Source organism: Georgenia sp. Z1491, assembly GCF_049856175.1.
Taxonomy (GTDB): Bacteria; Actinomycetota; Actinomycetes; order Actinomycetales; family Actinomycetaceae; genus JB111.
The window spans coordinates 45626-69696 of record NZ_JBNDNA010000009.1 but is presented as its reverse complement, the minus strand read 5'-3'; the positions used below and the strand labels follow the sequence as shown (position 1 = coordinate 69696).

The 24071-nt window shown below is 75.3% G+C and carries 22 protein-coding genes; 14 read left to right on the top strand and 8 right to left on the bottom strand.

Annotation, left to right across the window (positions count from 1 at the left end; genetic code table 11):
- Positions 1–3 precede the first annotated feature (3 nt).
- Positions 4–3633 (top strand): glycosyltransferase, encoded by a 3630-nt coding sequence (locus ACPYO4_RS10475; RefSeq protein ID WP_425709180.1) that lies wholly within the window; start codon positions 4–6, stop codon positions 3631–3633.
- The gene (locus tag ACPYO4_RS10470) at positions 3630–5195 is read left to right on the top strand and encodes a DUF5719 family protein (RefSeq protein WP_425709179.1); all 1566 of its coding nucleotides are present in this window, start codon (positions 3630–3632) and stop codon (positions 5193–5195) included. Before ACPYO4_RS10475 ends, ACPYO4_RS10470 begins: the two co-directional genes overlap by 4 nt.
- Positions 5196–5241: 46 nt before the next feature.
- Here the strand turns inward: ACPYO4_RS10470 and ACPYO4_RS10465 are convergent, their stop codons facing one another.
- The gene (locus tag ACPYO4_RS10465) at positions 5242–5718 is read right to left on the bottom strand and encodes a metallopeptidase family protein (protein ID WP_425709178.1); all 477 of its coding nucleotides are present in this window, start codon (positions 5716–5718) and stop codon (positions 5242–5244) included.
- Positions 5719–5855: 137 nt separating this feature from the next.
- Between ACPYO4_RS10465 and ACPYO4_RS10460 the strand changes: the two genes are divergently transcribed.
- Complete coding sequence (locus ACPYO4_RS10460; protein ID WP_425709177.1) at positions 5856–6299, top strand: DUF3499 domain-containing protein; 444 nt, start codon at positions 5856–5858, stop codon at positions 6297–6299.
- Entirely contained in the window at positions 6296–6598 is a 303-nt protein-coding gene (locus tag ACPYO4_RS10455) for a Trm112 family protein (RefSeq protein WP_425709176.1), read from the top strand. The genes ACPYO4_RS10460 and ACPYO4_RS10455 overlap by 4 nt, the downstream gene beginning before the upstream one ends.
- Before the next feature lie 24 nt (positions 6599–6622).
- Here the strand turns inward: ACPYO4_RS10455 and ACPYO4_RS10450 are convergent, their stop codons facing one another.
- Positions 6623–7513 carry a hypothetical protein gene (locus ACPYO4_RS10450; RefSeq protein ID WP_425709175.1) on the bottom strand — a complete coding sequence of 297 codons (891 nt, stop codon included), beginning with the start codon at positions 7511–7513 and terminating at the stop codon, positions 6623–6625.
- Positions 7514–7677: 164 nt separating this feature from the next.
- Between ACPYO4_RS10450 and ACPYO4_RS10445 the strand changes: the two genes are divergently transcribed.
- The gene (locus ACPYO4_RS10445) at positions 7678–8682 is read left to right on the top strand and encodes a cation diffusion facilitator family transporter (protein ID WP_425709174.1); all 1005 of its coding nucleotides are present in this window, start codon (positions 7678–7680) and stop codon (positions 8680–8682) included.
- A 46-nt stretch (positions 8683–8728) separates the two neighbouring features.
- On the opposite strand, the gene ACPYO4_RS10440 is transcribed toward ACPYO4_RS10445, so the two are convergent.
- From ACPYO4_RS10440 to ACPYO4_RS10430, 3 genes are all read right to left on the bottom strand, one after another.
- Positions 8729–9601 carry a 1,4-dihydroxy-2-naphthoate polyprenyltransferase gene (locus tag ACPYO4_RS10440; RefSeq protein WP_425709173.1) on the bottom strand — a complete coding sequence of 291 codons (873 nt, stop codon included), beginning with the start codon at positions 9599–9601 and terminating at the stop codon, positions 8729–8731.
- 50 nt (positions 9602–9651) lie between these two features.
- The gene (locus ACPYO4_RS10435) at positions 9652–10950 is read right to left on the bottom strand and encodes an AMP-binding protein (RefSeq protein WP_425709172.1); all 1299 of its coding nucleotides are present in this window, start codon (positions 10948–10950) and stop codon (positions 9652–9654) included.
- 61 nt (positions 10951–11011) lie between these two features.
- Complete coding sequence (locus tag ACPYO4_RS10430) at positions 11012–11980, bottom strand: 1,4-dihydroxy-2-naphthoyl-CoA synthase (RefSeq protein ID WP_425709171.1); 969 nt, start codon at positions 11978–11980, stop codon at positions 11012–11014.
- 108 nt (positions 11981–12088) lie between these two features.
- Here ACPYO4_RS10430 and ACPYO4_RS10425 point away from each other — a divergent pair, with 108 nt between their 5' ends.
- Positions 12089–13081, top strand: a complete 993-nt coding sequence (locus ACPYO4_RS10425; RefSeq protein ID WP_425709170.1) for an o-succinylbenzoate synthase — start codon at positions 12089–12091, stop codon at positions 13079–13081.
- Positions 13078–14796: a 2-succinyl-5-enolpyruvyl-6-hydroxy-3-cyclohexene-1-carboxylic-acid synthase gene (gene menD / locus ACPYO4_RS10420; RefSeq protein WP_425709169.1), complete on the top strand. Its 1719-nt coding sequence runs from the start codon at positions 13078–13080 to the stop codon at positions 14794–14796. The genes ACPYO4_RS10425 and menD overlap by 4 nt, the downstream gene beginning before the upstream one ends.
- On the opposite strand, the gene ACPYO4_RS10415 is transcribed toward menD, so the two are convergent.
- Positions 14793–15668 (bottom strand): LysR family transcriptional regulator, encoded by an 876-nt coding sequence (locus ACPYO4_RS10415; protein ID WP_425709168.1) that lies wholly within the window; start codon positions 15666–15668, stop codon positions 14793–14795. The two genes, menD and ACPYO4_RS10415, sit on opposite strands and share 4 nt — an antisense overlap.
- A 123-nt stretch (positions 15669–15791) precedes the next feature.
- Here ACPYO4_RS10415 and ACPYO4_RS10410 point away from each other — a divergent pair, with 123 nt between their 5' ends.
- The 7 genes from ACPYO4_RS10410 to ACPYO4_RS10380 all read left to right on the top strand — a co-directional run bounded on the left by ACPYO4_RS10410 (position 15792) and on the right by ACPYO4_RS10380 (position 23499).
- Complete coding sequence (locus ACPYO4_RS10410) at positions 15792–17036, top strand: FAD-dependent oxidoreductase (RefSeq protein ID WP_425709167.1); 1245 nt, start codon at positions 15792–15794, stop codon at positions 17034–17036.
- Between the two features lie 28 nt (positions 17037–17064).
- Positions 17065–17928: an NAD-dependent epimerase/dehydratase family protein gene (locus ACPYO4_RS10405; protein WP_425709166.1), complete on the top strand. Its 864-nt coding sequence runs from the start codon at positions 17065–17067 to the stop codon at positions 17926–17928.
- Positions 17925–18704 carry an ABC transporter ATP-binding protein gene (locus tag ACPYO4_RS10400; protein ID WP_425709165.1) on the top strand — a complete coding sequence of 260 codons (780 nt, stop codon included), beginning with the start codon at positions 17925–17927 and terminating at the stop codon, positions 18702–18704. Before ACPYO4_RS10405 ends, ACPYO4_RS10400 begins: the two co-directional genes overlap by 4 nt.
- Positions 18701–19615, top strand: a complete 915-nt coding sequence (locus ACPYO4_RS10395; RefSeq protein ID WP_425709164.1) for an ABC transporter permease — start codon at positions 18701–18703, stop codon at positions 19613–19615. The genes ACPYO4_RS10400 and ACPYO4_RS10395 overlap by 4 nt, the downstream gene beginning before the upstream one ends.
- A gap of 28 nt (positions 19616–19643) precedes the next feature.
- Entirely contained in the window at positions 19644–20663 is a 1020-nt protein-coding gene (locus ACPYO4_RS10390; RefSeq protein ID WP_425709163.1) for an ABC transporter substrate-binding protein, read from the top strand.
- Positions 20664–21016: 353 nt separating this feature from the next.
- Positions 21017–22051, top strand: coding sequence for an isochorismate synthase (locus tag ACPYO4_RS10385; RefSeq protein ID WP_425709162.1), 1035 nt, complete (start codon positions 21017–21019; stop codon positions 22049–22051).
- A 143-nt stretch (positions 22052–22194) separates the two neighbouring features.
- Complete coding sequence (locus ACPYO4_RS10380) at positions 22195–23499, top strand: S1C family serine protease (RefSeq protein WP_425709161.1); 1305 nt, start codon at positions 22195–22197, stop codon at positions 23497–23499.
- Positions 23500–23532: 33 nt separating this feature from the next.
- Here ACPYO4_RS10380 and ACPYO4_RS10375 read toward each other — a convergent pair whose 3' ends face one another.
- Both ACPYO4_RS10375 and ACPYO4_RS10370 read right to left on the bottom strand, forming a co-directional pair.
- Complete coding sequence (locus ACPYO4_RS10375; protein ID WP_425709160.1) at positions 23533–23862, bottom strand: hypothetical protein; 330 nt, start codon at positions 23860–23862, stop codon at positions 23533–23535.
- A 9-nt stretch (positions 23863–23871) separates the two neighbouring features.
- Positions 23872–24051 carry a hypothetical protein gene (locus ACPYO4_RS10370; protein ID WP_425709159.1) on the bottom strand — a complete coding sequence of 60 codons (180 nt, stop codon included), beginning with the start codon at positions 24049–24051 and terminating at the stop codon, positions 23872–23874.
- Between the last annotated feature and the right edge of the window lie 20 nt (positions 24052–24071).

Below are 24071 nucleotides of genomic sequence, written 5' to 3'. Positions count from 1 at the left end.
CAGGTGGTCGAGCGCCCCACCGCAGCACCCGCGCGCGCGACGACGCTCGCCGTGGTCGTCACCTGCGGGGTGACTCCCTACCTTGAGCAGACTCTCTCGGCCGTCGCCGGGCAGTCCCACCACCCCGAGGTGGTCCTCGTCGTCGACGTGGCCGCCCCGGGCCGGGACATCGGCACCGGCGAGCCGCTCCTCGAGGTCGTCCACCGCTCGGGGCTCGAGGACGCCACGCGCGTCCGGCTGGTCACCGCCCCGGAGGCCGAGACCTTCGGGGCGGCCGTCAGCGCCGGGCTGGACGCCTACGGCCGGCTCGTCGAGCGCGCCGCGCGCCGGGCCGGCCGGAAGGAGAACGGGTCCGGCGCCGCCCCGACCACCGGCTCGAGCTTCCGCGCCGCCACGGGCGAGATCTCGCCGGTGACGACGGGGGAGATGCGTGCCGTCACCGACGGCGTGCTCGACCCGGGTGCCGCGACGCACCCCGACTGGCTGTGGCTGCTGCACGACGACTCCGCGCCCGCGCCCCGCGCCCTGGACCGCCAGCTCCGGGCCGCCGAGGCGGGCCGCTCGCTCGCCGTGGTCGGCGCCAAGCAGGTCGACTGGGACGATCCGGGCCGCCTCCTGGAGGTCGGGGTGCAGGCGACCCGTCGCGCCCGACGGGTCTCGGACATCGAGCCGCGCGAGATCGACCAGGGTCAGCACGACCACCGCCAGGACGTCCTCGCCGTCGGCACCGCCGGCATGCTCGTCGGCTCCGAGGTGTGGGACCGGCTCGGCGGCACCGACCCGGCGCTCGGCCCGTTCGGGGACGGCCTCGAGCTGTCACGCCGCGTGCGTGCCGCCGGCTACCGGGTCGTCGTCGAGCCCACGGCCCACGTGCTGCACCGTCGAGCCACCTACCTGGGGCTGCGCGACGCCGCTCACGGCGGGGTGCGGGTCGCGGCACCCGGGTCGGCCGACGACGCCGCGGCCGAGGACCTCCCGGCCGAGGACGCCGATCTGGACGCCGCCGGGACCGGCGGGCCGGACGAGGCCGGCGCCGCCGGAGCCGGCGCCCGCCGCGGACACCCGGCCCGCTCCTTCTCCGCCCGCCGCACCGCCCAGCTCTACAACGCGCTCCTCGCCGCCCGCGGCGCATGGCCGCTGCTCGCCCTCGGGTACGTCCTCCTCGGCCCGCTGCGCGCCGTGTGGCGACTGCTCGGCAAGGACACCCCGCTGGCGCTCGCGGAGCTCTCCTCCGTCACCAGGCTGCTCGGGCGTCTCGGCAGGGTGTCCGCCGGCCGGCGCCGGATAGCCGCCGCCGGCCGGGGGTCGCGCGCCGCGCTGCGCGAGCTCGAGGCCTCCCCGGGCGACGTGCGCTCCGCCCGCCGCGCCGTCCGGCGCCAGATGACGACCGCCCGCCGGCTCGCCGAGGCGCCCTCGGAGCTCGAGCTGGCCGAGCGCGCCGAGCTCGGCCGCAGGCGCCGGGTCACCCTCGGCCTGGTGCTGGTCGTCGCGCTCACCGTCGCGCTGCCGTTCGTGCTGCCGCTCGTGGGGGGCGGCCAGCCCGTCGGCGGGGCGCTCGCCCACCTGGGCCGGTCCGCCGGCGAGCTGTGGACGACCGCGCGCTCGACCTGGGTCGACGCCGGGGTCGGCGCACCCGGCCCGGCCGACCCGCTGGCCGCCGTCGTCGCCGCGGCCGCCTGGGTGGTCGGCCTCGTCGGGCTCTCGCCGGCCTGGGTCGCCACCCTGACCGTGCTGCTGGCCGTGCCCGCCGCCGCTCTCACGGCCTGGGCCGCCGCCGGCGCCGCGACCCGCTCCCTCCTCGTGCGCGCCGTGGCCGCCCTGGCCTGGGCCGCCGCACCGACGCTGTGGCTCGCGCTCGGGCAGGGGCGGCTCGGCGCGGTGCTCGCCCACGTCGTCCTCCCGCTCGTCGCCCTGGGCATCACGTGGATCGCCGGTGTGCGGCGCCGCGACGTCGTCCGCTCCGGCATGGTCGACGCCCGCCGGGACGACGGCGCACCCCTGCACGACGACGCACCCCCCGCCCGCAGCCGCCGCACCACCCGGGCGGGAGCGATCACGGGCGCCGCGGGTGCCGGGCTCGCGCTCGCGCTCGCGAGCGCCGGGGCGCCGATCCTCCTGCCCGCCGCGGCGCTCACCCTGATCCTGCTGGCCCCGCTCGTCCCGCGCCGCCGGGGGCTCCTCCTGCTCGTGCCCGTGCCGGCGCTGGCCCTGCTCGCGCCGACGATCGTCACCGCGCTCGAGCGCGGCCCGCTCGCCGTCGCCGTCGCGGACCCCGGCCACGGCCTGCCGTCCGACCCCGGACCCACCTGGCTCGCCCTGCTCGGCCTGCCGCGGGACCTGCCGGGCGGAGCGCCGACCGCGCTCGCCGATCTGCCCGGTCTGCTCGACCTGCCGTGGCGCGACCTGCTGATGCTCGTGCCCGGCGCGGTCCTGCTCGTCCTCGCCCTGCTCGCCCTGCTACGCCTGGGCCGGGCCCGGGCGGTCCGCGCCGGCTGGCTCGTCGCGGCGGTCGGCCTCGCCACCGCCGCCGCGACCACCCGCGTCCCGGGCGGCGTCGCCGACGGCGCCGCGCTCACCGGGTGGGCCGGGCCCGGCGTCTCGCTGGCGCTGCTCGGCCTCCTGATCGCCGTGGCCGCCGCGGCAGACGGCATCCCGGAAGCCCTCTCCGGCACCGAGCTCGGTCTGCGCCAGGGCCTCGCAGCACTCGGCGCCGTCGCGCTCGTGCTCGTCCCACTCGCCTCGGTGGGCACGTGGGTGGCGTCGTCGCGCACCTGGAGCGAGCTCGCCCCCCGCGCCGGGAGCGCCGTCCCGGCGCTGTCGGTCGAGCAGCAGAGCTCCGGCCAGCGCTCGCGGGTGCTCCACCTGCGCGCCGGCAGCGACGAGGTCGCCGCCGAGGTCTGGCGCGGCGACGGCAGGCGCCAGGCGGACGCGGCCGCCGCCGTCCGGCTCGGGACCGCGACCGGGGCGCTCGAGCAGGACCTCGCGCGCGCCGTCGCCCTGCTCACCGACGGCGGCCGGCCCGGCGCGGTCGAGGAGCTGTCCCACCACGCCGTCGGCGTCGTCGTCGTGGACCCGGAGCCGCTCCCGGGCGGCACCGACGCGGACCGCGCGGCGCTCGTCGCCCGCCTGCAGTCCGTGCCCGGTCTCGAGGTCATCACCGACGACGACTCCGGCGCCGTGCTGCGCCTGTCCCGCGACCCGGCGGTGGAGGGAAGCGCCACGTCGGTCGCGCGGGCCCGGCTCGTCGAGGAGAGCGGGCCCGAGGCAGGCACGGCTGCGGACACGGCCGTGGACGGCCCGTCGGGGCTGGACGCCGGCGGTGCCGTCACCGACGTGGCGGCCGAGGCGATCGACGTGACCACGACGATCGACGCCGGTCAGGCCGAGCGCGTGCTCGTGCTCGCCGAGACCGCGGACGAGGGCTGGGAGGCCACCCTCGACGGAGCCCCGCTCGCCCCGGTCGAGCGGGAGGGGTTCCAGGCGTTCACCGTGCCGGCCGGCGCGGGTGGGGAGCTGGTCGTCACGCACCGGGAGTCGTGGTCGGTGTGGATGGGTGCGGGCCAGGCGGTCGTGCTGGGGGTCGTGGCGCTCCTCGCGCTGCCCATGCGCGTGCGCCGGGAGGAGGAGTGGTGAGCCGAGGGACAGCCGTGCGGGCCACGGGCGCCGCCGTCGGAGCCGTGGCCGTGCTGGGCCTGACGGCGGGCGCGCTGTGGTCGGGCAGCGTCCTGCCGGTGCCCGACCAGGAGGCGCCAGGGGCGACGACCGTGGCGCTGCCGGCGGCCGAGACCCCGCTCGTGTGCGCACCCGTGCCCGTGCCCACGACCGAGGACACCGGGCCCGCCGACCCCGAGCAGGACGAGGGCGACCGCACGGTGCGCTCGACCACCCAGCTCCACGCCTGGACGGTGGGCGGGGCCCCGGTCGCCCGCGCGTGGTGGGCGCAGGACTCCGGCGCCGGCGAGGAGGTCGAGCTCGACCAGGTGGCCGCCGGCGACTCCGCCGTGCGCACCCTGGCCACCGCGTCGGCGGACCCCGGCGTCCTCACGATCGCCCCCGTCGAGGAGGACGGGGAGACCGTGCCGGGCAGCGGCGGCGGTGCCGTGGTCGTGCGCACCGACGCCGGCGACCTGCGCGGGATCGCCGCGTCGACCTGCCAGGCCCCCGCGTCGTCCGCCTGGCTCGTCGGCGGCTCCACGGAGCTCGGGTCGACGGCGCGACTCAGCCTCACCAACCCGGGACCCGTGCCGGTGACGGCGGACGTCACGGTCCACACGGCCGTCGGGGTCGTCGACGCACCCGCGCTGAGCGACCTCGTCGTCCCGGCGCGGTCGACCGTCGCCGTGCCCGTCGAGGCCTCCGTCGAGACCCCGGCGCTCGCCCTGCGCGTCGACGGGCGAGGGGGCCGCGTCGTCGCCTCGCTGGAGGACCTGCGCACGCAGGGGCTGGCGTCGGCCGGGCTCGACATCGTCACCGCGGGCGCGGGGCCCGACGACGAGGTCCTCGTCCCGGCCGTGGAGGTGGCCCCGGGGGCCGTGGGGAGCGTCCGCCTCGTCAACCCCGACGACGAGCAGGTCACCGCCTCGATCGAGCTCACCACCGCCGGCGGCTGGGCGCCGCTCGGCGGGGCCGAGGAGGTCGTCCTCGACCCGGGCGTGGTCCTCGACGTCCCACTCACCGGCGTGGAGGACGGGATCCACGGGGTGCGCGTGCGTGCCGACGGCGCCGTCGCCGCTGCTGCCGTCACCGCCCAGGAGGCCACCGCGCCGGAGGGCAGCGGGGACCTCGCGGTCGATCTCGCCTGGACCGGTGCCGGGGAGCCGGCGCGCTCGGCGGAGCACGTCCTGCCGGACGCGGCGCTCGACGTGCGGTCCCGCGTGGCCGTGACGAACCCCGGCGACGCTCCGCAGCGCGTCTCGGTGCGGGACCTCGCCCGTACGGGGCGGGGCGAGGAGGTCGAGGTCGCCGCGGGCACCACGGAGCTCCTGCCCGCCCCCGAGGGCGCCACGGCCGTGCGCGTCACGGCCGAGCCCGTCGGCGCCGCGGGGGAGGACCCGGCGGACGACCCGGCCGACGTCGGGGGCGTGCTCTCGGCCGTGCTCCTCGACGCCGAGGTGCCCACGGGCCGCCTCGTCGGCGTGCTGGGCGCCGTCCCCGACGCGCGCGCGGCCGGACAGGTCGACGTCCTCCTGCGGTGACGCCGCCGCCGGCGCCGCCCCGGCGGCCGGGCCGGGAACCGGGGCGTCAGGTGCCCGGCTGGTCCGGATCGATCTCGCCGGGCGAACGGCCGAGCATCGCGGCGACCTGCTCGACCAGCGCGGCGGTGACGAGGTCGCCCAGGTCCTGCGCGTCGGCCGCGCGCGACTCCACCGGGCGCCGGTAGACGACGATCCGGCGGGGCAGACCGGCGGCCCGGTCGCCGGGGTAGTAACGACCCAGGGCGATCGCCCGGTGCTCCCACGGCGCCGGGTCCGACGGCGGCACGTCCTCCACCGCGATCTCCACGCCCGCGAGCTCGTCCGCCCAGCCCGCCTCCAGGCGTTCGACGGCGTCGAGCAGGAGGTCGTCGAACCGGTCGGCGCGGGTGCGCCAGCCCGGCAGCTGCCACGGCAGCAGGGGGCCGCGCGGCCCCCTGCCGTGGCGGTCCCGGCGCCGGCCGTCGCGGCGCGCGGGGAGCGCAGGCAGCTGCGGGCCCGCCGGAGGGCTCGTCGACTCGGGCACGCCTCGATCCTAGGTCGGCGCGCCGCGACGCGGTGGTACGGGCAGGTCGGTACGGGCGGGCCGGCACGGGGACAGTGGCGCAGGGAACGCCGCGCCCGCCCGCGCCCGGCGCCCCGGACCAGGTAGCGTCGACCGGTGTGAGAGCCGTCCGCCAGTGCACCAAGCCGTCGTGCACCCGCTCGGCCGCGGCCACCCTCACCTACGTCTACGCCGACTCCACCGCCGTGCTCGGCCCGCTCTCGGCCACGCCGGAGCCCCACGCCTACGACCTGTGCGACGTGCACGCCGGTCGGCTGTCCGTGCCGCGCGGCTGGGACGTCGTCCGGCTGAGCACGTCCTTCGAGGCCGCCCCGCCGTCGTCGGACGACATCGAGGCCCTCGCCGACGCCGTCCGGGCCGCCGCGAGGCGCGGGCCGCGCGAGCACCGGCCGGCCGAGCGGGCCGTCGCCGTGCGCCGCGGGACGCCGGCCCCGGTGACGGGCGAGCCGCCCGCGCGCGAGCACGAGATCACCCGCCGCGGGCACCTGCGCCTCCTGCGCGGCGGCGACGACACCACCACGGACGAGAGTGAGCCGAGATGAGCGAGGACCAGGGCCCGCGCCACGCCCGCGCGGACGCGCCCGTCGTCCAGGACGAGCACGCCGGCCCCGAGGAGCCCGTCCGCGCGGTGCGCGCCGACGGCGCGTCCGTCGGCCGCGGAGGGCTCGAGCCGTGGGTGCGGGCGCTGCTGAGGTGTCCCGTCAGCGGGGGCGAGCTCACCGACGACGTCGCCCCGGACGGCACCCCGGAGCTGCGCTCGGCCGACTCGGGCCTGGCGTACCCGGTGCGCGACGGCGTCCCGGTGCTGCTCGAGGGCGAGGCGCGGGCACTGCGTCCGTAGACCGATCGCCGGCCCGCCCGAGCGTCAGTCGGTCGTGCTCTCGGCCGCGGGGTCGGTCGTGACGCTCTCCTGCGACGACGACTCGCTGTCGCCACCGCCGGCGTCGATGGAGGCCACGCGCTCCGACGTGCCGAAGACGTGGATGTCCCAGGTCAGGGAGCCGGAGAAGTCGACGAGCTCGATGCTCCGCACGACCTTGCCGTCGAGGATCCCCTGGGCGGCGGCCCGGTCGATGGCGCGGCCGGCGTCGATGACGCTCTCCTGCGAGAGCGCGAGGAGCGCGTCGTCCGCGGGAGTCGCGTTCTCCCCGGTCACGCGGTACCCGGCATCGAGGGTGACCTCGACCCGGTCGGGGCCGGCGACGAGGACGACGACGAATCCGGTGTCCGGCGGCGGTGTCTGCCCGGAGTTGTCGTCGAGGTGGACGACGGAGATGAGGACCGAGCCCGGGTAGACGTTCCGGGCGGCGTCCGCGGCCGCACGGATGTCGTCCCCGCCGGGGCGGGCGTCGTCGGGGTCGTCCGGGTCCCCGGTCGTCGGGGTCTCGGTGGTGGGCTCCGTCGGCTCGTCGGGCGCGGGCGGCGGCGTCGTCGGGCTCTCGGTGGGAGCCGCGCCGCCGGTCGGGTCCTCGTCGGTGTCGTCGGGGTCGTCCGAGGGCCGGACGGTGCCGCTCTCCTGCTCGGAGGGGTCCTCGGCCGTGTCGTCGGAGGGACCCTCCGAGGGGGTCTCCTCGCCGGTGCCGGGGTCGGCCTCGTCGCTCGGGACGTCGTCCGGGCCCGAGGGGGCAGAGGTGGCGGGCGGCGGCGCGTAGGGAGCCTGCGAGCTGACCGACGGCCCGTCCGAGCAGGCGCCGAGCGTCAGGGCGAGCGCAAGCATGCCCGCAGGCACGACGACGACCCGCGGCATGGAGCGCATGCGCATACCATGCTGGACGGTGCACCGTCGAGTCGAGCGTGACGGCCGGGGAGTTCAGCCCATGTGACCAGGCTCGCACCCTGTGCGGCGGTGGCGCGACGGAGTCCTACACTCGTGCCGCTCGGTGCCGTCTCGGCGACACGCCCAGCCACGAACGGACGACCATGGCCGCAGGATCCGGCATGAAGTCCATCGTCACCGCGCTCGTCGCGAACCTCGGCATCGCCGTGGCGAAGTTCCTCGGGTGGCTGCTCACCGGCTCGAGCTCGATGCTCGCCGAGGGCGTCCACTCGGTCGCCGACTCCTCCAACCAGGCGCTCCTGCTGCTCGGCGGGCGGCGGGCGACGAGGAAGGCCTCCGAGGTCCACCAGTTCGGCTACGGGCGCGTGCGCTACGTGGCGGCGTTCGTCGTCTCGATCGTCCTGTTCACGCTCGGTGGTCTGTTCGCCATCTACGAGGCGTGGCACAAGTTCTCCGACCCGCACCCCATCACGGACTGGCAGTGGGTGCCGATCGTCGTGCTCGTCCTGGCCGTGGTCCTCGAGAGCTTCGCGCTGCGGACCGCCCTGAAGGAGGGCGCCGCGGTCAAGGGCGACCGCTCGTGGTTCCGCTACCTCAAGGAGTCCCGGTCCCCGGAGATCCCGACGATCATCCTCGAGGACACCGGCGCGCTCCTGGGCCTCGTGTTCGGGCTCTTCGGCGTCAGCATGACCCTCGTGACCGACGACGGCCGGTGGGACGCCCTCGGGTCGGGCGCCATCGGCGTCCTGCTCGTCGTCATCGCCGTCTTCCTCGCCCGCGAGATGATCTCCATGCTCATCGGCGAGTCCGCGCTCCCCGAGCACCAGGCCGCCCTGGAGCGCGCGCTCGTCGACGGCGAGGACATCGAGCGCGTCATCCACATGCGCACCCTGCACATCGGGCCCGACGAGGTCCTCGTCGCCGCCAAGGTCGCGGTCCCCGCCGCCGAGACCGCCGCCGACGTCGCGCGGGCCGTCGACGCCGTCGAGGCCCGGGCGCGAGCCTCGGTGCCGCTGCGCCTGCAGATCTACGTCGAGCCCGCGCCGTTCGAGGACGGCCGGTCGCCCGCCCACGACCGGGAGACCTGGGAGGTCGACCCCGCGCCGGAGCCGCCGGCCGCGCAGGGGCACGCCGCCGAGCAGGAGTGACGGCGCCCGGGCGTCGCGCGCACGGGCGGCCGGGAGGCCCCACTGGTCAGGCGAGCGCGAGGCCCGCGCCGAGCAGCAGGCCGTAGCCCAGCTCGAGGAGGCCCGTGTCCCGCAGGACCACGACGAGGTCCCGGCCGGCAGCCCCGCGCAGCACCGGCGCGCAGCAGCGCCACGCCAGGGGCACCAGCGCGAGGACGAGCAGCGACCAGGGCGCCGCGATCGCGCACGCCGCACCGAGCGCGAGCGGGAGCGCCACCATCGCCACGTAGGTCCGCCGCGCGCGCCGGTCCCCGAGCCGCACCGCGACCGTCCGCTTCCCGGCGGGGACGTCGGTGGGGATGTCGCGGATGTTGTTGACCATGAGCAGGGCGCAGGCGATCAGCCCGACGCCGACGGCGGCCACCCAGGCCGTCCACGGCAGCGTGGCGGCCTGCGTCCAGGTGGTGCCGAGCGTGGCCACGAGCCCGAAGAACACGAAGACGAAGACCTCGCCGAGCCCCAGGTACCCGTAGGGTCGGGCGCCGCCGGTGTATCCCCAGGCGGCGAGGACGCACAGGGCGCCGACCGCGAGCAGCCACCACTGGCCGGCGAGCGCCACGAGCACCAGCCCGAGCACGCCCGCGACGCCGAGGCTCGCCAGTGCGGCCGCCCGCACCCTGCCCGGCGCGGCGAGCCCGCCGCCGGTGAGCCGCTGCGGCCCGGTGCGGAACTCGTCGGTGCCTCGCACGCCGTCGGAGTAGTCGTTGGCGTAGTTGACGCCGACCTGGAGGGCGAGGGCCACGCCGGCGGCGAGCAGGGCCCGGGGGAGCGAGGCGGCGCCGACCTGCGCGGCGGCCCCCGTCCCGAGCAGCACCGGGGCCACGGCCGCCGGGAGGGTCCGCGGACGGGCGCCCTCGATCCAGTCGGCGACGCTCGCCATGACACCTCCTGCTCCCGGGCGCCGGACACGTCCCGACCGCCCGGGCGAGATTAGCCCAGCGCGGGACGCGGCTTGTAGCGGGCGACGCCGGACACGGTCACGTCCGCGTGGCTGCCGCTCGCGGTGTCTGCCCCGAGTCCGAGCGCGCGCGAGGCCACCGCGGTGACGGCACGCCGGTCGACCTTGCCGGGGCCGCGCAGCGGCAGGCGGTCGACGACGACGAGCGCGCGCGGCGCGTGGGCGGGGCTCAGGTCGGCCGTCCGCGCCCGGGCGACGGCGAGCAGCTCGGGCACGCTCGTCGGTCCCGACCCGCGGTTCCCGGCGAGCACGACGACGGCCACGACGAGCTCCCCCCACTCGGGGTGCGGGACGCCGACGACCGCGGACTCGGCGAGGTCCTCCAGCTCGCCGAGCCGGCGCTCGACCGCCAGGGGCGCAACGGTGACGCCGCCGGACGTCACGGCGTCGTCGAGGCGGCCGAGGACCTCGAGCGTGCCGTCGTCGTCGAGCCGTCCGGCGTCCGTGGTCCGCAGCCGGCCGCCCACGAAGGTGCGCGCGTCGGCGGCCGCGTCGTCGAGGTAGCCGTGGGCGAGGACGGGGCCGGAGAGCCAGATGCGTGACTCGTCGTCGACCTCGGCCCGCACGCCGCGCAGCGGTCTGCCGTCGTAGACGCAGCCGCCGCCCGTCTCCGTCATCCCGTAGGTGCGCACCACCGTGATCCCGGCGTCCGTCGCGGCGCGCAGGGCGGCGGGCGCCAGGGCCGCGCCGCCGACGAGGACCGCGTCCAGCCGTGCCAGCGCGCCGGTCACCTCCGCCCCGGCGGCCAGCGCGCGCACGAGCTGGGTCGGTACCAGGGAGAGGTAGGTGCGCGGGCCCCTCCCGGGGGCGCCGTCGTCGTCGGCCTGCCGGGCGAGGTCGGCGAGCGCGGCCGGGTCGAACCCGTCGGCGGTGTCGAGCACCAGCGGGTCGAGGCCCGCGACGGCGGAGCGCGTGAGGATCTGCAGGCCCGCGACGTGCTGGGCGGGGACGGCGAGGATCCAGCGGCCCGGACCGCCGAGCCGCTCGTGCGTGGCGCGGGCGGAGGCGGCGAGCGCGTCGGCGGTCAGCGCCACGACGTGCCCCTGGCCGGTCGTCGAGCCGGAGGTGCGCAGCAGGGCGACGGTGCCGTCGGGCACGGGCCGCTCGAGGTTCTCGGCGAGGTCGGCGCGCGCCCGAACGGGGTCCGTGCCCGGGGCGACCGGCAGCAGCGGGGGGAGGTCGGCGCCGTCGAGCCGCCTCGCGAGTGCCTCGTACAGGGCCGCGACGTCGCCCGGTCGCGTGCCGCCGGGCAGCACCTCGACGCTCTCCATGCGGTCAGCGTAGGCGGGCCGCGCGGTGCGGGATCGACGGGGCCGGGCGGCGGGCCGCGCGTCAGACGGGGTAGGAGAAGCCCGACCAGTCCGGGTCGCGCTTCTCGACGAACGCGTCCCGGCCCTCCTGGGCCTCCGCGCCGCCGTAGGCCAGCCGCGTGGCCTCGCCCGCGAACACCTGCTGGCCGGCGAGGCCGTCGTCGGCGAGGTTGAAGGCGAACTTCAACATGCGGATCGCCTGCGGGGACTTCGTCGCGATGATCCGCGCGTACTCCAGGGCCTTGGCCTCGAGCTCGGCGTGGGGGACGGCCTCGTTGACCACGCCCCAGCGCTCGGCGTCCTCGGCCGAGTACTCGCGGGCGAGGAAGAAGATCTCCCGGGCCCGCTTGTCGCCGGCCTGGCGGGCCAGCAGCGTCGAGCCGTAGCCGGCGTCGAAGCTCCCGACGTCCGCGTCGGTCTGCTTGAACCGGGCGTGCTCGAGCGAGGCGACCGCGAGGTCGCAGACCATGACGAGGGAGTGCCCGCCGCCGGCGGCCCATCCGGGCACCGCGGCCACGACGACCTTGGGCATCGTGCGCATGAGCCGTTGGACCTCGAGGATGTGCAGCCGACCGGCGCGGGCCGGGTCGACCTGCTCGCGCCGCGCGGCGGCCTCCGCGAGGGGGTCGGCCTCGTCGACCTCGTACCGGTACCCGTCCGCGCCGCGGATGCGCTGGTCGCCGCCGGAGCAGAACGCCCAGCCGCCGTCCTTGGGCGAGGGACCGTTGCCGGTGAGGATCACCGTGCCCACGTCGGTGGTCAGCCGCGCGTGGTCGAGCGCCCGGAACAGCTCGTCGACGGTGCGGGGCCGGAACGCGTTGCGCAGCTCGGGCCTGCTGAGAGCGATGCGCACCACCGGCAGGTCCCGCTCGGCGCCACCGGAGCGGTCGACGCCCCGGTGGTACGTGACGTCCGTGCCCGACCACCCCTCGACGTCCCGCCAGGCCTGCGGGTCGAAGGTCTCGGACACCTGCGTGGGGATCTCGCTCACCCGGCCACGGTAGCCCGGCGCGCACCCACGTCCGCGACGCCGCGACCCCTGGTCGCCGCGCGCCCGCGTCGCCCGGCCTGGCGGTCGGCGCGCGGTTACGCTGGGCCGGTGTCCCGACCCGCCGATCCGGAGCGCCCCGCCGCGCGCGCCGTGTACTCGACGGCGCTGCGCACCCGGTTCCGGGGCATCACGCGCCGCGACGGGCTGCTCCTGCGCGGGGACGCCGGCTGGGGGGAGTTCTCGCCCTTCTGGGACTACGACGACGCCACCTCCGCCCCGTGGCTGGCCGCCGCCCTCGAGGCCGCCGACCACGGGTACCCGGACGCGTCGCGCAGCCACGTCCCGGTCAACGTCACCGTCCCCGCCGTCGGTCCCGAGCAGGCGGCCGCGATCGTCGCCGCCTCCGGCGGGTGCACGACGGCGAAGATCAAGGTCGCCGAGCCCGGCCAGACGCTCGCCGAGGAGATCGAGCGGATCGCCGCCGTCCGCGAGGCCCTCGGCCCCGGCGGCCACGTCCGCATCGACGCCAACGCCGGCTGGGACGTCGACACCGCCCTGGCCCGGCTCGCCCTGCTCGACCGCGCGGCGGGCGGCCTGCAGTACGCCGAGCAGCCGGTCGCCGGCGTCGAGGACCTTGCCGTGGTGCGCCGCCGCTCGGGCGTGCGGATCGCCGCCGACGAGTCCGTGCGCCGCGCCGAGGACCCGCTGCGGGTGGCCCGCGCCGGCGCCGCCGACGTCCTCGTCCTCAAGGTCCAGCCGCTCGGCGGCGTGCGGGCCTGCCTGCGCCTCGCCGAGGAGGCCGGGCTGCCCGTCGTCGTCTCCTCCGCCCTGGAGTCCTCCGTCGGCCTCGCGGCCGGCGTGGCGCTCGCCGCCGCCCTGCCGGAGAACACCCTCGACGGTGTCCCCCTGGCCGCCGGCCTCGCCACCGGCCACCTCCTCGAGGACGACGTCACCACCGCGCCGCTCCTGCCCACCGGCGGCCTGCTCCCGGTGCGCGAAGTCGAGCCCGACGCCGTCCCCGCCGCGGAGCCCGGGACCGAGGAGCGCTGGCTCGCCCGGCTCGCCGACGTGACCGCCCACGTGACGGCGGCGACCCGATGAGCGCGACCGGGGCCGAGGGGGAGCGGGACCAGCCGCCGGAGGCGTCCGCCCACCTCGTCGCCCGGGACGTCGTCCGGGCGCTCGTCGCCGGTGGGGTGCGCGACGTCGTCCTCGCCCCCGGCTCGCGCTCCGCGCCGCTCGCCCACGCGCTGCACTCCGCCGAACGGGCCGGCTGGCTCCGGCTCACCGTGCGCGTCGACGAGCGCGTCGCCGCGTTCGTCGCGCTCGGCCTGTCCCGCGCCGGCGAGCTCGAGGCGCCGGCGGGGCTCGAGCCGGCACGTGCCCGGCGGCCCGTCGCCGTCGTCACGACCTCCGGCACCGCGGTCGCCAACCTCCACCCGGCCGTCCTCGAGGCCGATGCCGCCGGCGTCCCGCTCGTCCTGCTCACCGCCGACCGCCCGCACGAGCTGCGCGGCACCGGCGCCAACCAGACCACCGACCAGGTGGGGCTCTTCGGTCCCGCCCTGCGCCACCTCGTCGACGTCCCGGCGGACGCGCCGGCCGGCCCGCCGCTCACCCAGCACGTGGCGCGCGCGCTCGCCGCCGCCACCGGCGCCCGGACGCGGGAACCGGGACCGGTCCAGCTCAACCTCGGCTTCCGCGAGCCCCTTGCGCCCGAGCGCACCTGGGTGCCCGGCCAGGCGCCCGCGGTCCGGCCGGTCGCCCGTCCGGACCACGCACGTTCGTCGGTGCCGCTCGGGCGCGGACCGCGCACCGTCGTCGTCGCGGGCGACGGCGCCGGCCCGGAGGCACGCAGGCTCGCCGAGCGCGGCGGCTGGCCCCTGCTCGCCGAGCCGACGTCCGGCTCGCGCGGCGGCCGGTGCGCCGTCAGCGCCTACCGCGAGCTGCTCGACCTCGCCCAGCTCGGCGGCCGCGTCCAGCGCGTCGTCGTCGCCGGCCACCCCACCCTGTCCCGGCCCGTCACCCGCCTGCTCGCCCGCGAGGACCTCGAGCTCGTCGTCGCCTCGCCGTCCGGACGCTGGCCCGACGCCGCGGGCACCGCCCGCACGGTCGCCGCCGGGTTCGACGTCGAGGGGCAGCCGGGCCCCGACGAGCAGGCCTGGCTCGACCTCTGGCTCGACGCCGGGCGCTCGGTCGTCGCCCGCCTGGCCCACCCCGCCGCCGGCCCGCCCGACGACGGGACGCTGGACGCGCTCGCCACCGCGGCCGTCGTCGCCGGCGCCGCCCGGCACTCGGGCACGCTCGTGCTCGGCGCCTCCCGCGTGGTCCGCGACATCGACCTCGTGGGCCAGCCCTGGATGGACCCGGTCCCGCACGTGCTGTCCAACCGCGGCCTGGCCGGCATCGACGGCACGATCTCCACCGCCGTCGGCCTCGCGCGCGGCACGGGCCGACCGGTGCGGGTCCTGCTCGGCGACCTCACCCTCCTCCACGACGTCGGCGGGCTCCTGCTCGGCGCCCTCGAGGACGACGTCGACGTCCAGGTCGTCGTCGCCGACGACTCGGGCGGCGCGATCTTCGCGCTGCTCGGCCACGCGGACGCCTCCCCGGACGGCTTCGCGCGCCTGTTCACCACGCCCCAGCTTGCCGACCTCGAGGCCCTCGCGCGCGGGTACGGCGCCGACTACCGGGCCCCGCGCACGCTCGACGAGCTCCAGGCGGTCCTCGCGGCGCCGATCCTGGGCCGGTCGGTCGTCCACGTGCGGATCGGCGAGCGCCGCGCCGAGACGTCCCGGGCGCGGTCGCTCATCTAGGGAACCGGCTTCTCGTAAGGCCGTGCCGAGATCGCAGCAGCGACGGCGAGGGTCGCCTCGCTTGCTCCGCTCGAGTACGCCACCCAGCTCGTCAGCTCGAGCGCACCCGTGCTGATCGCTACCCACGGCCAGGACGGAACGAAGCGTTGCGCGGTGTCCCGCGTAACAAGGAGCCCATCCGCCCTGGCAGCGTGGGCGACGAGTTCGACGTGTTCGCTGAACCGGCGGAACCGCCAGTCCACCGCAGCACTTACCGCGGCCGCTGCGGCGACGAGGTCCCGCCACTGGCCGGAGTTCTCCCACGACTCATGGCCCAGCACCCGGCGACCATGCATGTCGGCCAGCGAGCGCACCTCGCTGGCCAGCTCAGGCCGCACGGCGACACCGAGCTGCTGCCGAAGCACTTCGCGAGTGACGAGCCCGCCCGCGTCATGGTGCAGTATCCCGACGTCGAGACGCCCCTCCTTCAGGGCTCGCTCCTGCTCCGGGGTGAAGAGGTCGACGAGGTCGAGGTCGATGTGCGGATGATGCTCGCGGAGGTCCCCTATGACCTCGGTGAACCAGCTGGTGGGCAGACTCGGGGGCATCCCTACCCGCACAGTCTCTCGCTCGGCGGCCGCGGCTGCCATCACGTCGGGGATCCGAGCAATGTCCGCTGAGACTCGGCGGTAGTGCCGTAGGAGGCGCTCGCCGGCTGCTGTCGTCGTCACCCCGCGAGAGCTGCGACGAAGAAGCTGAGTGCCGAGCTCGCGCTCGAGGTTGCGGACCTGCCTCGAGAGCGAGGGTTGGGTGATCGCCAGACGTGTGGCCGCGCGGGACATCGACCCGGTCTCGGCGCAGGCCGCGAAGTACGACAGGTGACGAAGCTCCACGTTCCTAACCTATGCCTCCTGGGCATGGCCACGAGGGGAGGAGGCAATTCCGGTTGCCGACCAACCGTGTGAGCCTGTCTGTCGGCACTCGCCCGGGTGGCCGACGGACGCAAGGGAGCGTGCATGGTGGAGTACGACGTCGTCGTCGTCGGCGGTGGAGCAGCTGGGATCGCGGCTGCCGTCGGAGCGTCCCGTACGGGGGCCCGCACCTTGCTCGTCGAACGCTACGGCTACCTCGGCGGCGCGGCCACTGTCTCGAGCGTCCTTACTCACTGTGGCTTCTTCGACCAGCAGCGTCGCCAGGTGGTCGCCGGTATCGGTCAGGACGTCCTTGACCGGCTCGCCGCCCAGGACCTGTACAAGGTCCACACCGTCAGCTCCACGGGCAACACCATCGTGCTGCTCGACCTCGAGACGATGAAGCGGGTCTACGACGAGCTCGTGCTGGACTCCGACGTCGACCTCCTGCTGCACACCACGCTGGCCGGCGCGCGGGGCGCCGCCGAGGGTCCCTTCGAGCTCGACCTCCTGCACCGCGGAGGTGTCGACACGGTCGTCGCGCGCGCAGTCGTCGACTGCTCCGGCGACGGCGCCCTCGCAGGCCAGCTCGGCGCCACGATGGAGGTCTCCGCCGTCGCGGACCGACAGGCTGCGACGCAGGTCATGCGGATCGGGGGCATCGCCGACGGCGGTCCGGAGATCACACCGTCGGTGCTCGACGCCGCTGTCGGCGCATACATCGAGCGCACCGGGGCGCCAATCGACCGGACGAGCGGGATCGCCGTGCGCACCCCCGTGGTCGGCGACGTCATGCTCCTCCTCGCCGACCAGGTTGTCGACGCACTCGACCCGCGCGACCTCACCCGGGCCGAGATCGAGAGCCGTGCGGAGAGCTGGCACTACCTACGTGCACTGCGCGAGGGCATTCCCGGCTGGTCAGACGCGCACCTGCTGTCCACCGGCCCACAGATCGGCATCCGCGAGGCACGTCGCGGAGCAGGTACTACCACCGTGACCGCCGACGACGTCCGGACCGGCGCTCGCTACCCCGACACGGCGGTGGCTCGCGGCGGCTGGCCGATGGAGCTCCACCTCGAGCCGGGAGTCACACGCTACGAGCGCGTCGCCGACCGCGGACACTTCGACATCCAGTACGGCGCGGTCGCATCCGCCAGTCATGAGGGCCTATTCCTCGGCGGTCGTATCGTCTCGGCCGACCCGCACGCCTTCGGGTCGGTGCGCGTCATGGGCACCTCGTTCGGTACGGGCCACGCTGCCGGCATCGCCGCTGCCGGTTATGCCGACGGCCGGGGTCGGGACGTCGCGTGGACCCGGTCGGTGCTCGCGGAGCAGAGGGCGCTTCTGTGACGTCCGCACCGACGAGAGGAGGCGCGCCATGAGCCGCATCGTCCTGACCGGAGCCGGGGGCTCCCTGGCCGCCGACGTCATTCCCGCGCTGCTCGAGGCGGGGCATGAGGTCGTGGCGGTCGATCTCGCGCCGCCGAACGCTCGGCCCGGCCTCGTGCCGTTCCGGGCAGATGTCACCGACCTCGCCGAGATGCGCGCGGCGATCGCGGGCGCCGACGCACTCGTCCACCTCGCCGGCATCCCGCTCGAGGACGACCCCGACCGGCTGTGGGACGTCAACGTGCGCGGCACCCAGGTCGCCCTCGAGGCGGCACGGCTCATCGGCGTGCGCCGCGCTGTCCTCGCAAGCTCGATCCACGCCGTCGGATTCGTGCCGGCCCCCGACGTGGCCACCGGGCTCGATCTCACGCACGTCCCGGAGGAGGACCGTGTCCCCGACGATGTCGCCGTGCGTCCGAACACCTTTTACGGCGCCTCGAAGGCAGCGGTCGAGGCGCTCGGTTCGATGTACGCGGACCGGTGGAGACTCGAGGTCGTCCTCCTGCGCATCGCCAGCAGGCAGGCGGAGCCGACCGGAAGGCGGCACTTGCGGACATGGCTCTCGCCCGCCGATGCCGGCCGGCTCGTGCTCGCGTCGGTCGCGGCCCAGGTCGTCGGCTGCACCACTGTCTTCGGGGTCTCCGCCAACTCAGGCCGGTATGTGAGCTCCACTGGCGCCGCACGCATCGGCTTCACGCCGCAGGACGACGCCGAGGAATACCGTGACCGAGTGCTCGAGACCCCCGTCGAGCACGATCAGTCCGCCGGCTGGCTCCATCTGCTCGGTGGAGAATTCTGCTCACCGGAGCCGCCGCGCGCGTCCGGCTCAACCACCTACCCGGAGGCCCAGTGACTTCCCCAGGCTCCAGCGCGATTCAGGCGCGCGACATCTCCAAGGTCTTCTTTTCGGCCGCCGGCACGACCGTGGCGCTCGACCACGTTGCCCTGAACGTCGACGAGGGTGAGTTCGTCTGCATCCTTGGCCCGTCCGGGTGCGGCAAGTCGACGCTCCTGCGCATCATCGGCGGCCTCGAGACCGCGACCGCGGGCGAGGTCGCCATGGCGACGCCCGACCGGCCAGCCTTTGTGTTCCAGGAGCATGGCGTCTTCCCCTGGTACACGGTTCTCGAGAACGTGGCTTTCGGTCTGCGCATGAACGGTGTGGGGCGGGCGAGCCGCATCGCCACCGCCCGCGAGTGGATCCACGCTGTCGGGCTGAGCGATTTCGAGGACGCCTATCCGCACAACCTGTCCGGTGGCATGCGGCAGCGCACCGCCATCGCCCGTGCCTTCGCCACGGGTTCCGACCTCCTTCTCATGGATGAGCCGCTCGGTGCCCTGGACGCCCAGACGCGGCAGCTCATGCAGGAGCTCCTCATCGATCTGTGGGAGAAGGAGCGCAAGACGGTCGTCCTCGTCACGCACTCCATCGAGGAAGCCATCCTCCTCGGCGACCGCGTCGTGATGATGTCCGCCCGTCCCGGGCGCATCCGCCGCGAGATCGCCGTCCCGTTCGAGCGGCCCCGCACGATGGGGCTCGAGGCCACGGCAGACTTCGCCGAGCTGCGCTACGGCATCTGGAACGACCTGCGTGATGAGGTCATGGCGAGCGAGGGGGCCGGCGTATGAGCACCGGAACCGCGCGGACGGCCGAGACGGACAACCGCCACCGAGGTGCCGACGGCGAACGACGCATCGACGACTCCGTCGTCGAGCAGGCCGCGCGGGCCGAAGCGGCCCGTGCGAAGCGGCTGCGTGCCCGCGACCTCGTGCTTTCGATCGGTACGCCCATCCTGCTGCTGGCACTGTGGGAGTGGGGCGCGCGGACGGGCGCGATCGATGCACGCCTCTTCTCGGCGCCGAGCGAGGTGTTCCGTCGAACCTGGGAGATGCTCGCCTCGGGCGAGCTGGGCGATCACATCGCCGTCACCGTCTACCGGTTCGCCACGGGCTACGTCGCCGGCGGCTTCCTCGGCGTGGTCGTCGGCATGCTGCTCGGAATGTCACGGGCGGCCAACGCGGCATTCGGCCCCCTGTTCTCGGCGTTGTACGCACTCCCGAAGATCGCGATCCTGCCGCTGCTCTTCCTCATCTTCGGGCTCAACGACACCTCCCGGATCATCGCGGTCGCGGTGACGGTGTTCTTCGTCCTCCAGATCAACACCCAGGGTGGAATCCGTCAGCTCGACGCCAAGGTCCAGGAGGCGGCGACCGCCTATGGCGCCGTGGGTACCAAGCGGCTCGTGCACGTGATCCTGCCGGGCATCCTTCCGGCTGTGTTCACGGGGTTCCGGGTGGCTGCCGGCCTCGGCGTGGTCATCGTGACCGCGGTCGAGTTCGTGGCCTCGGACTCCGGTCTGGGCTACCTGATCTGGAACTCCTGGCAGCTGTTCCAGCCGGAGAAGATGTACGTCGGTCTCGTTGCCGTGGCGCTGCTGGGCGCGTTGGTCACGCTCGTGGTCAACGTCGTCGAGCGTCTTGCCGTGCCGTGGCGGCGCGACGGCGCAGGACGACGACGGAGTCGTCGCTCGAACCGGTGACCGGTTCGTTCACCCACAAGGAGAGAAGATGAGACGACAGACCCCGATCGCCGCCGCAGCCGCGGCGGGACTTGCCCTCACGCTCGGAGCGTGCGGAGGGGCCGATGACGATGGTGACGGCGGCGATGCCGAAGGACTCGAGACGGTCGACGTCATTCATGTGCCGTCGACGCTGTTCGCGCCCCTGTACGTGGCGGACGAACGTGGTTACTTCGAGGAGGCCGGCATCGAGCTGTCGCTCGACACGGTCCAGGCTGGTCAGGACGCCATCCCGCTTACCGCCGCCGGCCAGGCCGATGTCCTCATCGCAGGCTTCGGTTCGGGCCTGTTCTCAGCGGTCAATGACGAGCTGGAGATCCGCGTGGTCGGCTCCATGGGAGGTGGCGGTGGTGAGCCCGACAACTCGCCCACCGCGCTCATGGTGGCTACCGACCTCGTCGAGTCCGGCGAGATCAGTGAGATCTCCGACCTCGAGGGACGCACCGTCGCACTGTCGGGCGGCCTTGGGGGTGCCGGCGCGTACCAGTTCGCGGCGGTTCTCCTCGAGGCCGACCTCACACTTAACGACATCGAGGTCCTTAACGTGGGCTTCGGCGACATGGCGGGAGCCCTGACGAACGGCCAGGCGGATGCGGCGATGCCACCTGCCCCCTTCACCACCGCGATGGAGGAGGACGGCACCGCGGAGCAGTTCGCACTCCCGCCGGCCGGAACCATCGCCTCCGGTGTCATCTACAACGAGGAGTTCATCGACTCGGACCTCGCGCAGCCGTTCTTCGACGCGCTCGTCCGCGGCTCCCTCGACCTCCAGGACGACCCGTACGACCCTGAGATCCTCCAGATCCTCGCCGACGCCACGGGCCAGGACCTCGAGGTACTGGAGGCCAACCCGTCCTATGTGTGGGAGCCGGACCTCGCGCCCGCCACCGAGCAGCTCCAGCTCCAGCAGGAGGCGTTCCGAGCGGCAGGCCTGTTCGACTTCGACAACGATGTCCCGCTCGAGGACCTCGTCGATACGCGGTTCGCAGAGAACGCGCCGACCGAGTAGCAGCCGTCGGTCGGCAACGTCTGATCAGAACCGACCGGGGCGGGTGAGAGCCGCCCGCCCCGGTCATCCCGGGCCGGAGCAACCGGGGCAGCGAGGCTCGACGCGAGAGGGAACCACGCATGGATCACACGCCTACGGATTATCCGGCCAGCACGGTTGGTGCGCCGCTCGAGGAGGCGCTCGCACCCGGGGGTGTCCGACAGGCGGCGATCTGGCTTCGCGAGGGCCGAGGCCTCGTGGCTCGCGGGGGAGTTCGTGTCGGCCTCACCGGCCCCGATCGTCTCGCGCGACTGGAGGCCCTCTGGCGGGCTCTCGACGTCAGCGCTTCCGGTGGCCACACTCCGGTCGCCTTCGTGGCCTCGACCTTCTCCGACAGCTCGCCGACCTCGTCGATCCTTCACGTACCGGCGGACGTCGTGCGCATCGGGGACCGCGCAATAACCTGGCGCCAGACAGTGAACCTGGCATCTGTGGGCGAGGCGCTCGACGCCGATGCCGAGTGTGCCGGGGTCCTGCACGCTGCGCGTGAGCTCGAACCGGCCGGGTCATGTGCACAGGTCGACGGTGTGGGCGACCCGGACATCGACCCCGGCATGGACGAGGCCCGCTACGTCGATCTCGTGAAGCAGGTGCTCACGGACATCGCCGGGGGAGACGTGCGAAAGGTCGTCACCTCGCGTGCGCTGGTTCGGCACGAGTCGCCCGAGGTGCTCAACGCGCTTCCGGCGCGCCTCGCCGAGGCCTACCCGGACGCCTGGACGTTCGTCGTCGGCGGCCTCGTAGGAGCGACACCCGAGTTGCTTGCCGCCCGGACGGGTGAGCGCGTGCGATCGCGCGTTCTCGCGGGTTCGCTCCCGCGCGGGAGCCGACCCGACACGGACCTGGTCGCCGAGATCAGCACCTCTCGGCGGTTCGCCGAGGAGCATGCGCACGCGGCCCGTTCCGTCGTGGAGGGGCTCGCCGCCGTCCTCGAGCTCGAGGAGCGGGATCCCGCCCCGTTCGTCCTCGAGCAGCCGAACATCTACCACCTGGCCACGGACGTCGCGGGGCGCCCCAGCTCCGACCTCGGCCTGCTCGGCATCGTCGCCGCCATCCATCCGACGGCCGCCGTTGCCGGCACCCCACGCGATACGGCAATGGCGATCATCGCCCGCCGCGAGGCGCACGACCGCGGCCGGTACGCCGGTCCGGTCGGCTGGATCGACGCCGACGGCGACGGCGAGATCGGGCTCGCGCTCCGTTGCGGTCAGGTCGAGGACCACTCGATCCGCCTGTTCGCCGGCGGCGGCATCGTCGCGGGCGCCGACCCCGAGGACGAGCTCGCCGAAACCGTGGGCAAGCTGCGTCCCATGCGGGAGGCCCTCGAAGCCGCCGCTGCCCGCCACTGACGCCTACGAGCACTCCGGACACCCAGCGCGTTCCCAGGTTCGCCCGCGGGCGTCCAGCCGGCGGGCAGGTGATCCCCGGCGGGCGTCGAGCCGGGCCGTGTTGCGTGTACCTCGTCCCCACGGAAGAGCATGAGGAGCACGCCATGACCGAGCAGCACCTGCCGCCGAACGACCCGCGGACCCGGTGGGTCGCCTCGCCGACCTCGCCGCCCGCGGCCGACCCCGCCTCGGCGAGCGTCGCGCCCGCGCCGGCGAGCCGGCCCGGGACTGTGGGCGCGCCCGCCGCACGCCCGACCGGCTCGAGGCACGTCGTCCTCGCGGCCGTCCTCGCCGGCGTGCTCGCCTCCGGGACCACCGTCGCGCTCACCCGCGCCACGGACGACGCCGGGCCGGCGGCGGCGCTCGTCGCGGCGCAGGCCGCCGTGGACCGGGGTGCCGGGGCCGATCCCGCGGACGGCTCGGGCGCCACCACCGCGGACGGCTCCGGGCAGACCGGTGCCGCCCTGCCCGCCAGCGCGTCGAGCGACGCCGGCTGGAGCGACGTGGTCGCCGAGGTGACCCCGTCGGTCGTCGCCGTCTCGGTCGAGACCGAGCGGGGCTCCGGCACGGGGTCCGGGGTGATCATCGACGACCAGGGTCACGTGCTGACCAACGCCCACGTCGTCGCCGGCGCGCGCACCGTCGCCCTCACCCTCGACGACGGCCGCCTGCTCGAGGCCGAGGTGGCCGGCACCGACGAGTCCTCCGACCTGGCCGTCCTCACGATCGCCGACCCGCCGGAGGACCTGACCCCCGCCACGTTCGGCTCCGACGCGGACCTCGCGGTCGGCGACTCGGTGCTGGCCGTCGGCAACCCGCTCGGCCTGCGCTCGACCGCGACGACCGGCATCGTCTCCGCCCTCGACCGTCCGGTCGCCACCTCGGACGGCTCGGGCGAGGCCGCCGTCACCGCCGCCGTCCAGGTCGACGCCGCGGTCAACCCGGGCAACTCCGGTGGTCCGCTCTTCGACTCGGAGGGTCGGGTCGTCGGCATCACGAGCTCGATCGCCACGATGTCCGGGTCGGGCGAGCAGTCGGGCAGCATCGGCGTCGGCTTCGCCATCCCCGTGGACCTCGCCTCGCGCGTGGCCGGCGAGCTCATCTCCGACGGCAGCGCCGACCACGCGTTCCTCGGTGTCGGCCTCGAGGACGGCGAGGCGGCCGCCGGCGGCGAGGTCCGTGCCGGTGCCGCCGTCCGGGCCGTCGAGCCCGGCAGCCCGGCCGCGGCGGCCGGGCTGCGCGAGGGCGACGTCGTCACGGCCCTCGACGGTGCCCCGGTCGGCTCGGCCGAGGCGCTCACGGCGATGGTGCGGGAGCACGTCGGCGGCGACGAGGTCGTCCTCACGGTCGTCCGTGACGAGGAGGAGTCCGAGGTCGAGGTCGCCCTCGCGTCGAGCCCCGCCGGGTAGCGTCCGGGCGACTCGGGGTGCCGTCGAGTGGGCTCAGAGGTGCACTTTTCGGGCTGTGCGCGTGCATCCTTGCGCCCACTCGACGTGCATGAGGGGGCGATCGACGCGGTGGCCGGCGACGCCGGCGACCAGGGCGACCCCGACGAGGACAGCGAGGGCCGCGAGCACATTGGCGGCGTCCAGCACGAGCATGTGCGGCGTGAACTCCGGCGCCACCGGCGGGGACCTCGTCCAACCAAAGCTGACGGGCCGGAGCAGGCGGAACAGGAGGGTCCCGCAGCCCGCGACCACCAGTGCGAGCCCGGCTACGAGAACGACTGGCAGCGGTCGCCTGATCGGCGCAACCTGCCACTTGTCGGACACGTCGGCGCCCTACGTCGTCGAGCTCGGGTCGGCGGTGCTCGGCCCGGCGTCCCCGTCCGCGTACTCCCGCTGGAGGCGAACGTGATCGCGGAGGCCGTCCCGCACCGCGCTCCGCACGACGACGTACGTCACGTAGGCCCAGACGAACAGGGCGGCGACGGCGAGGAGAATGCTCGTGATCGGATCCATGCACAGCTCTGTCCAGAGGG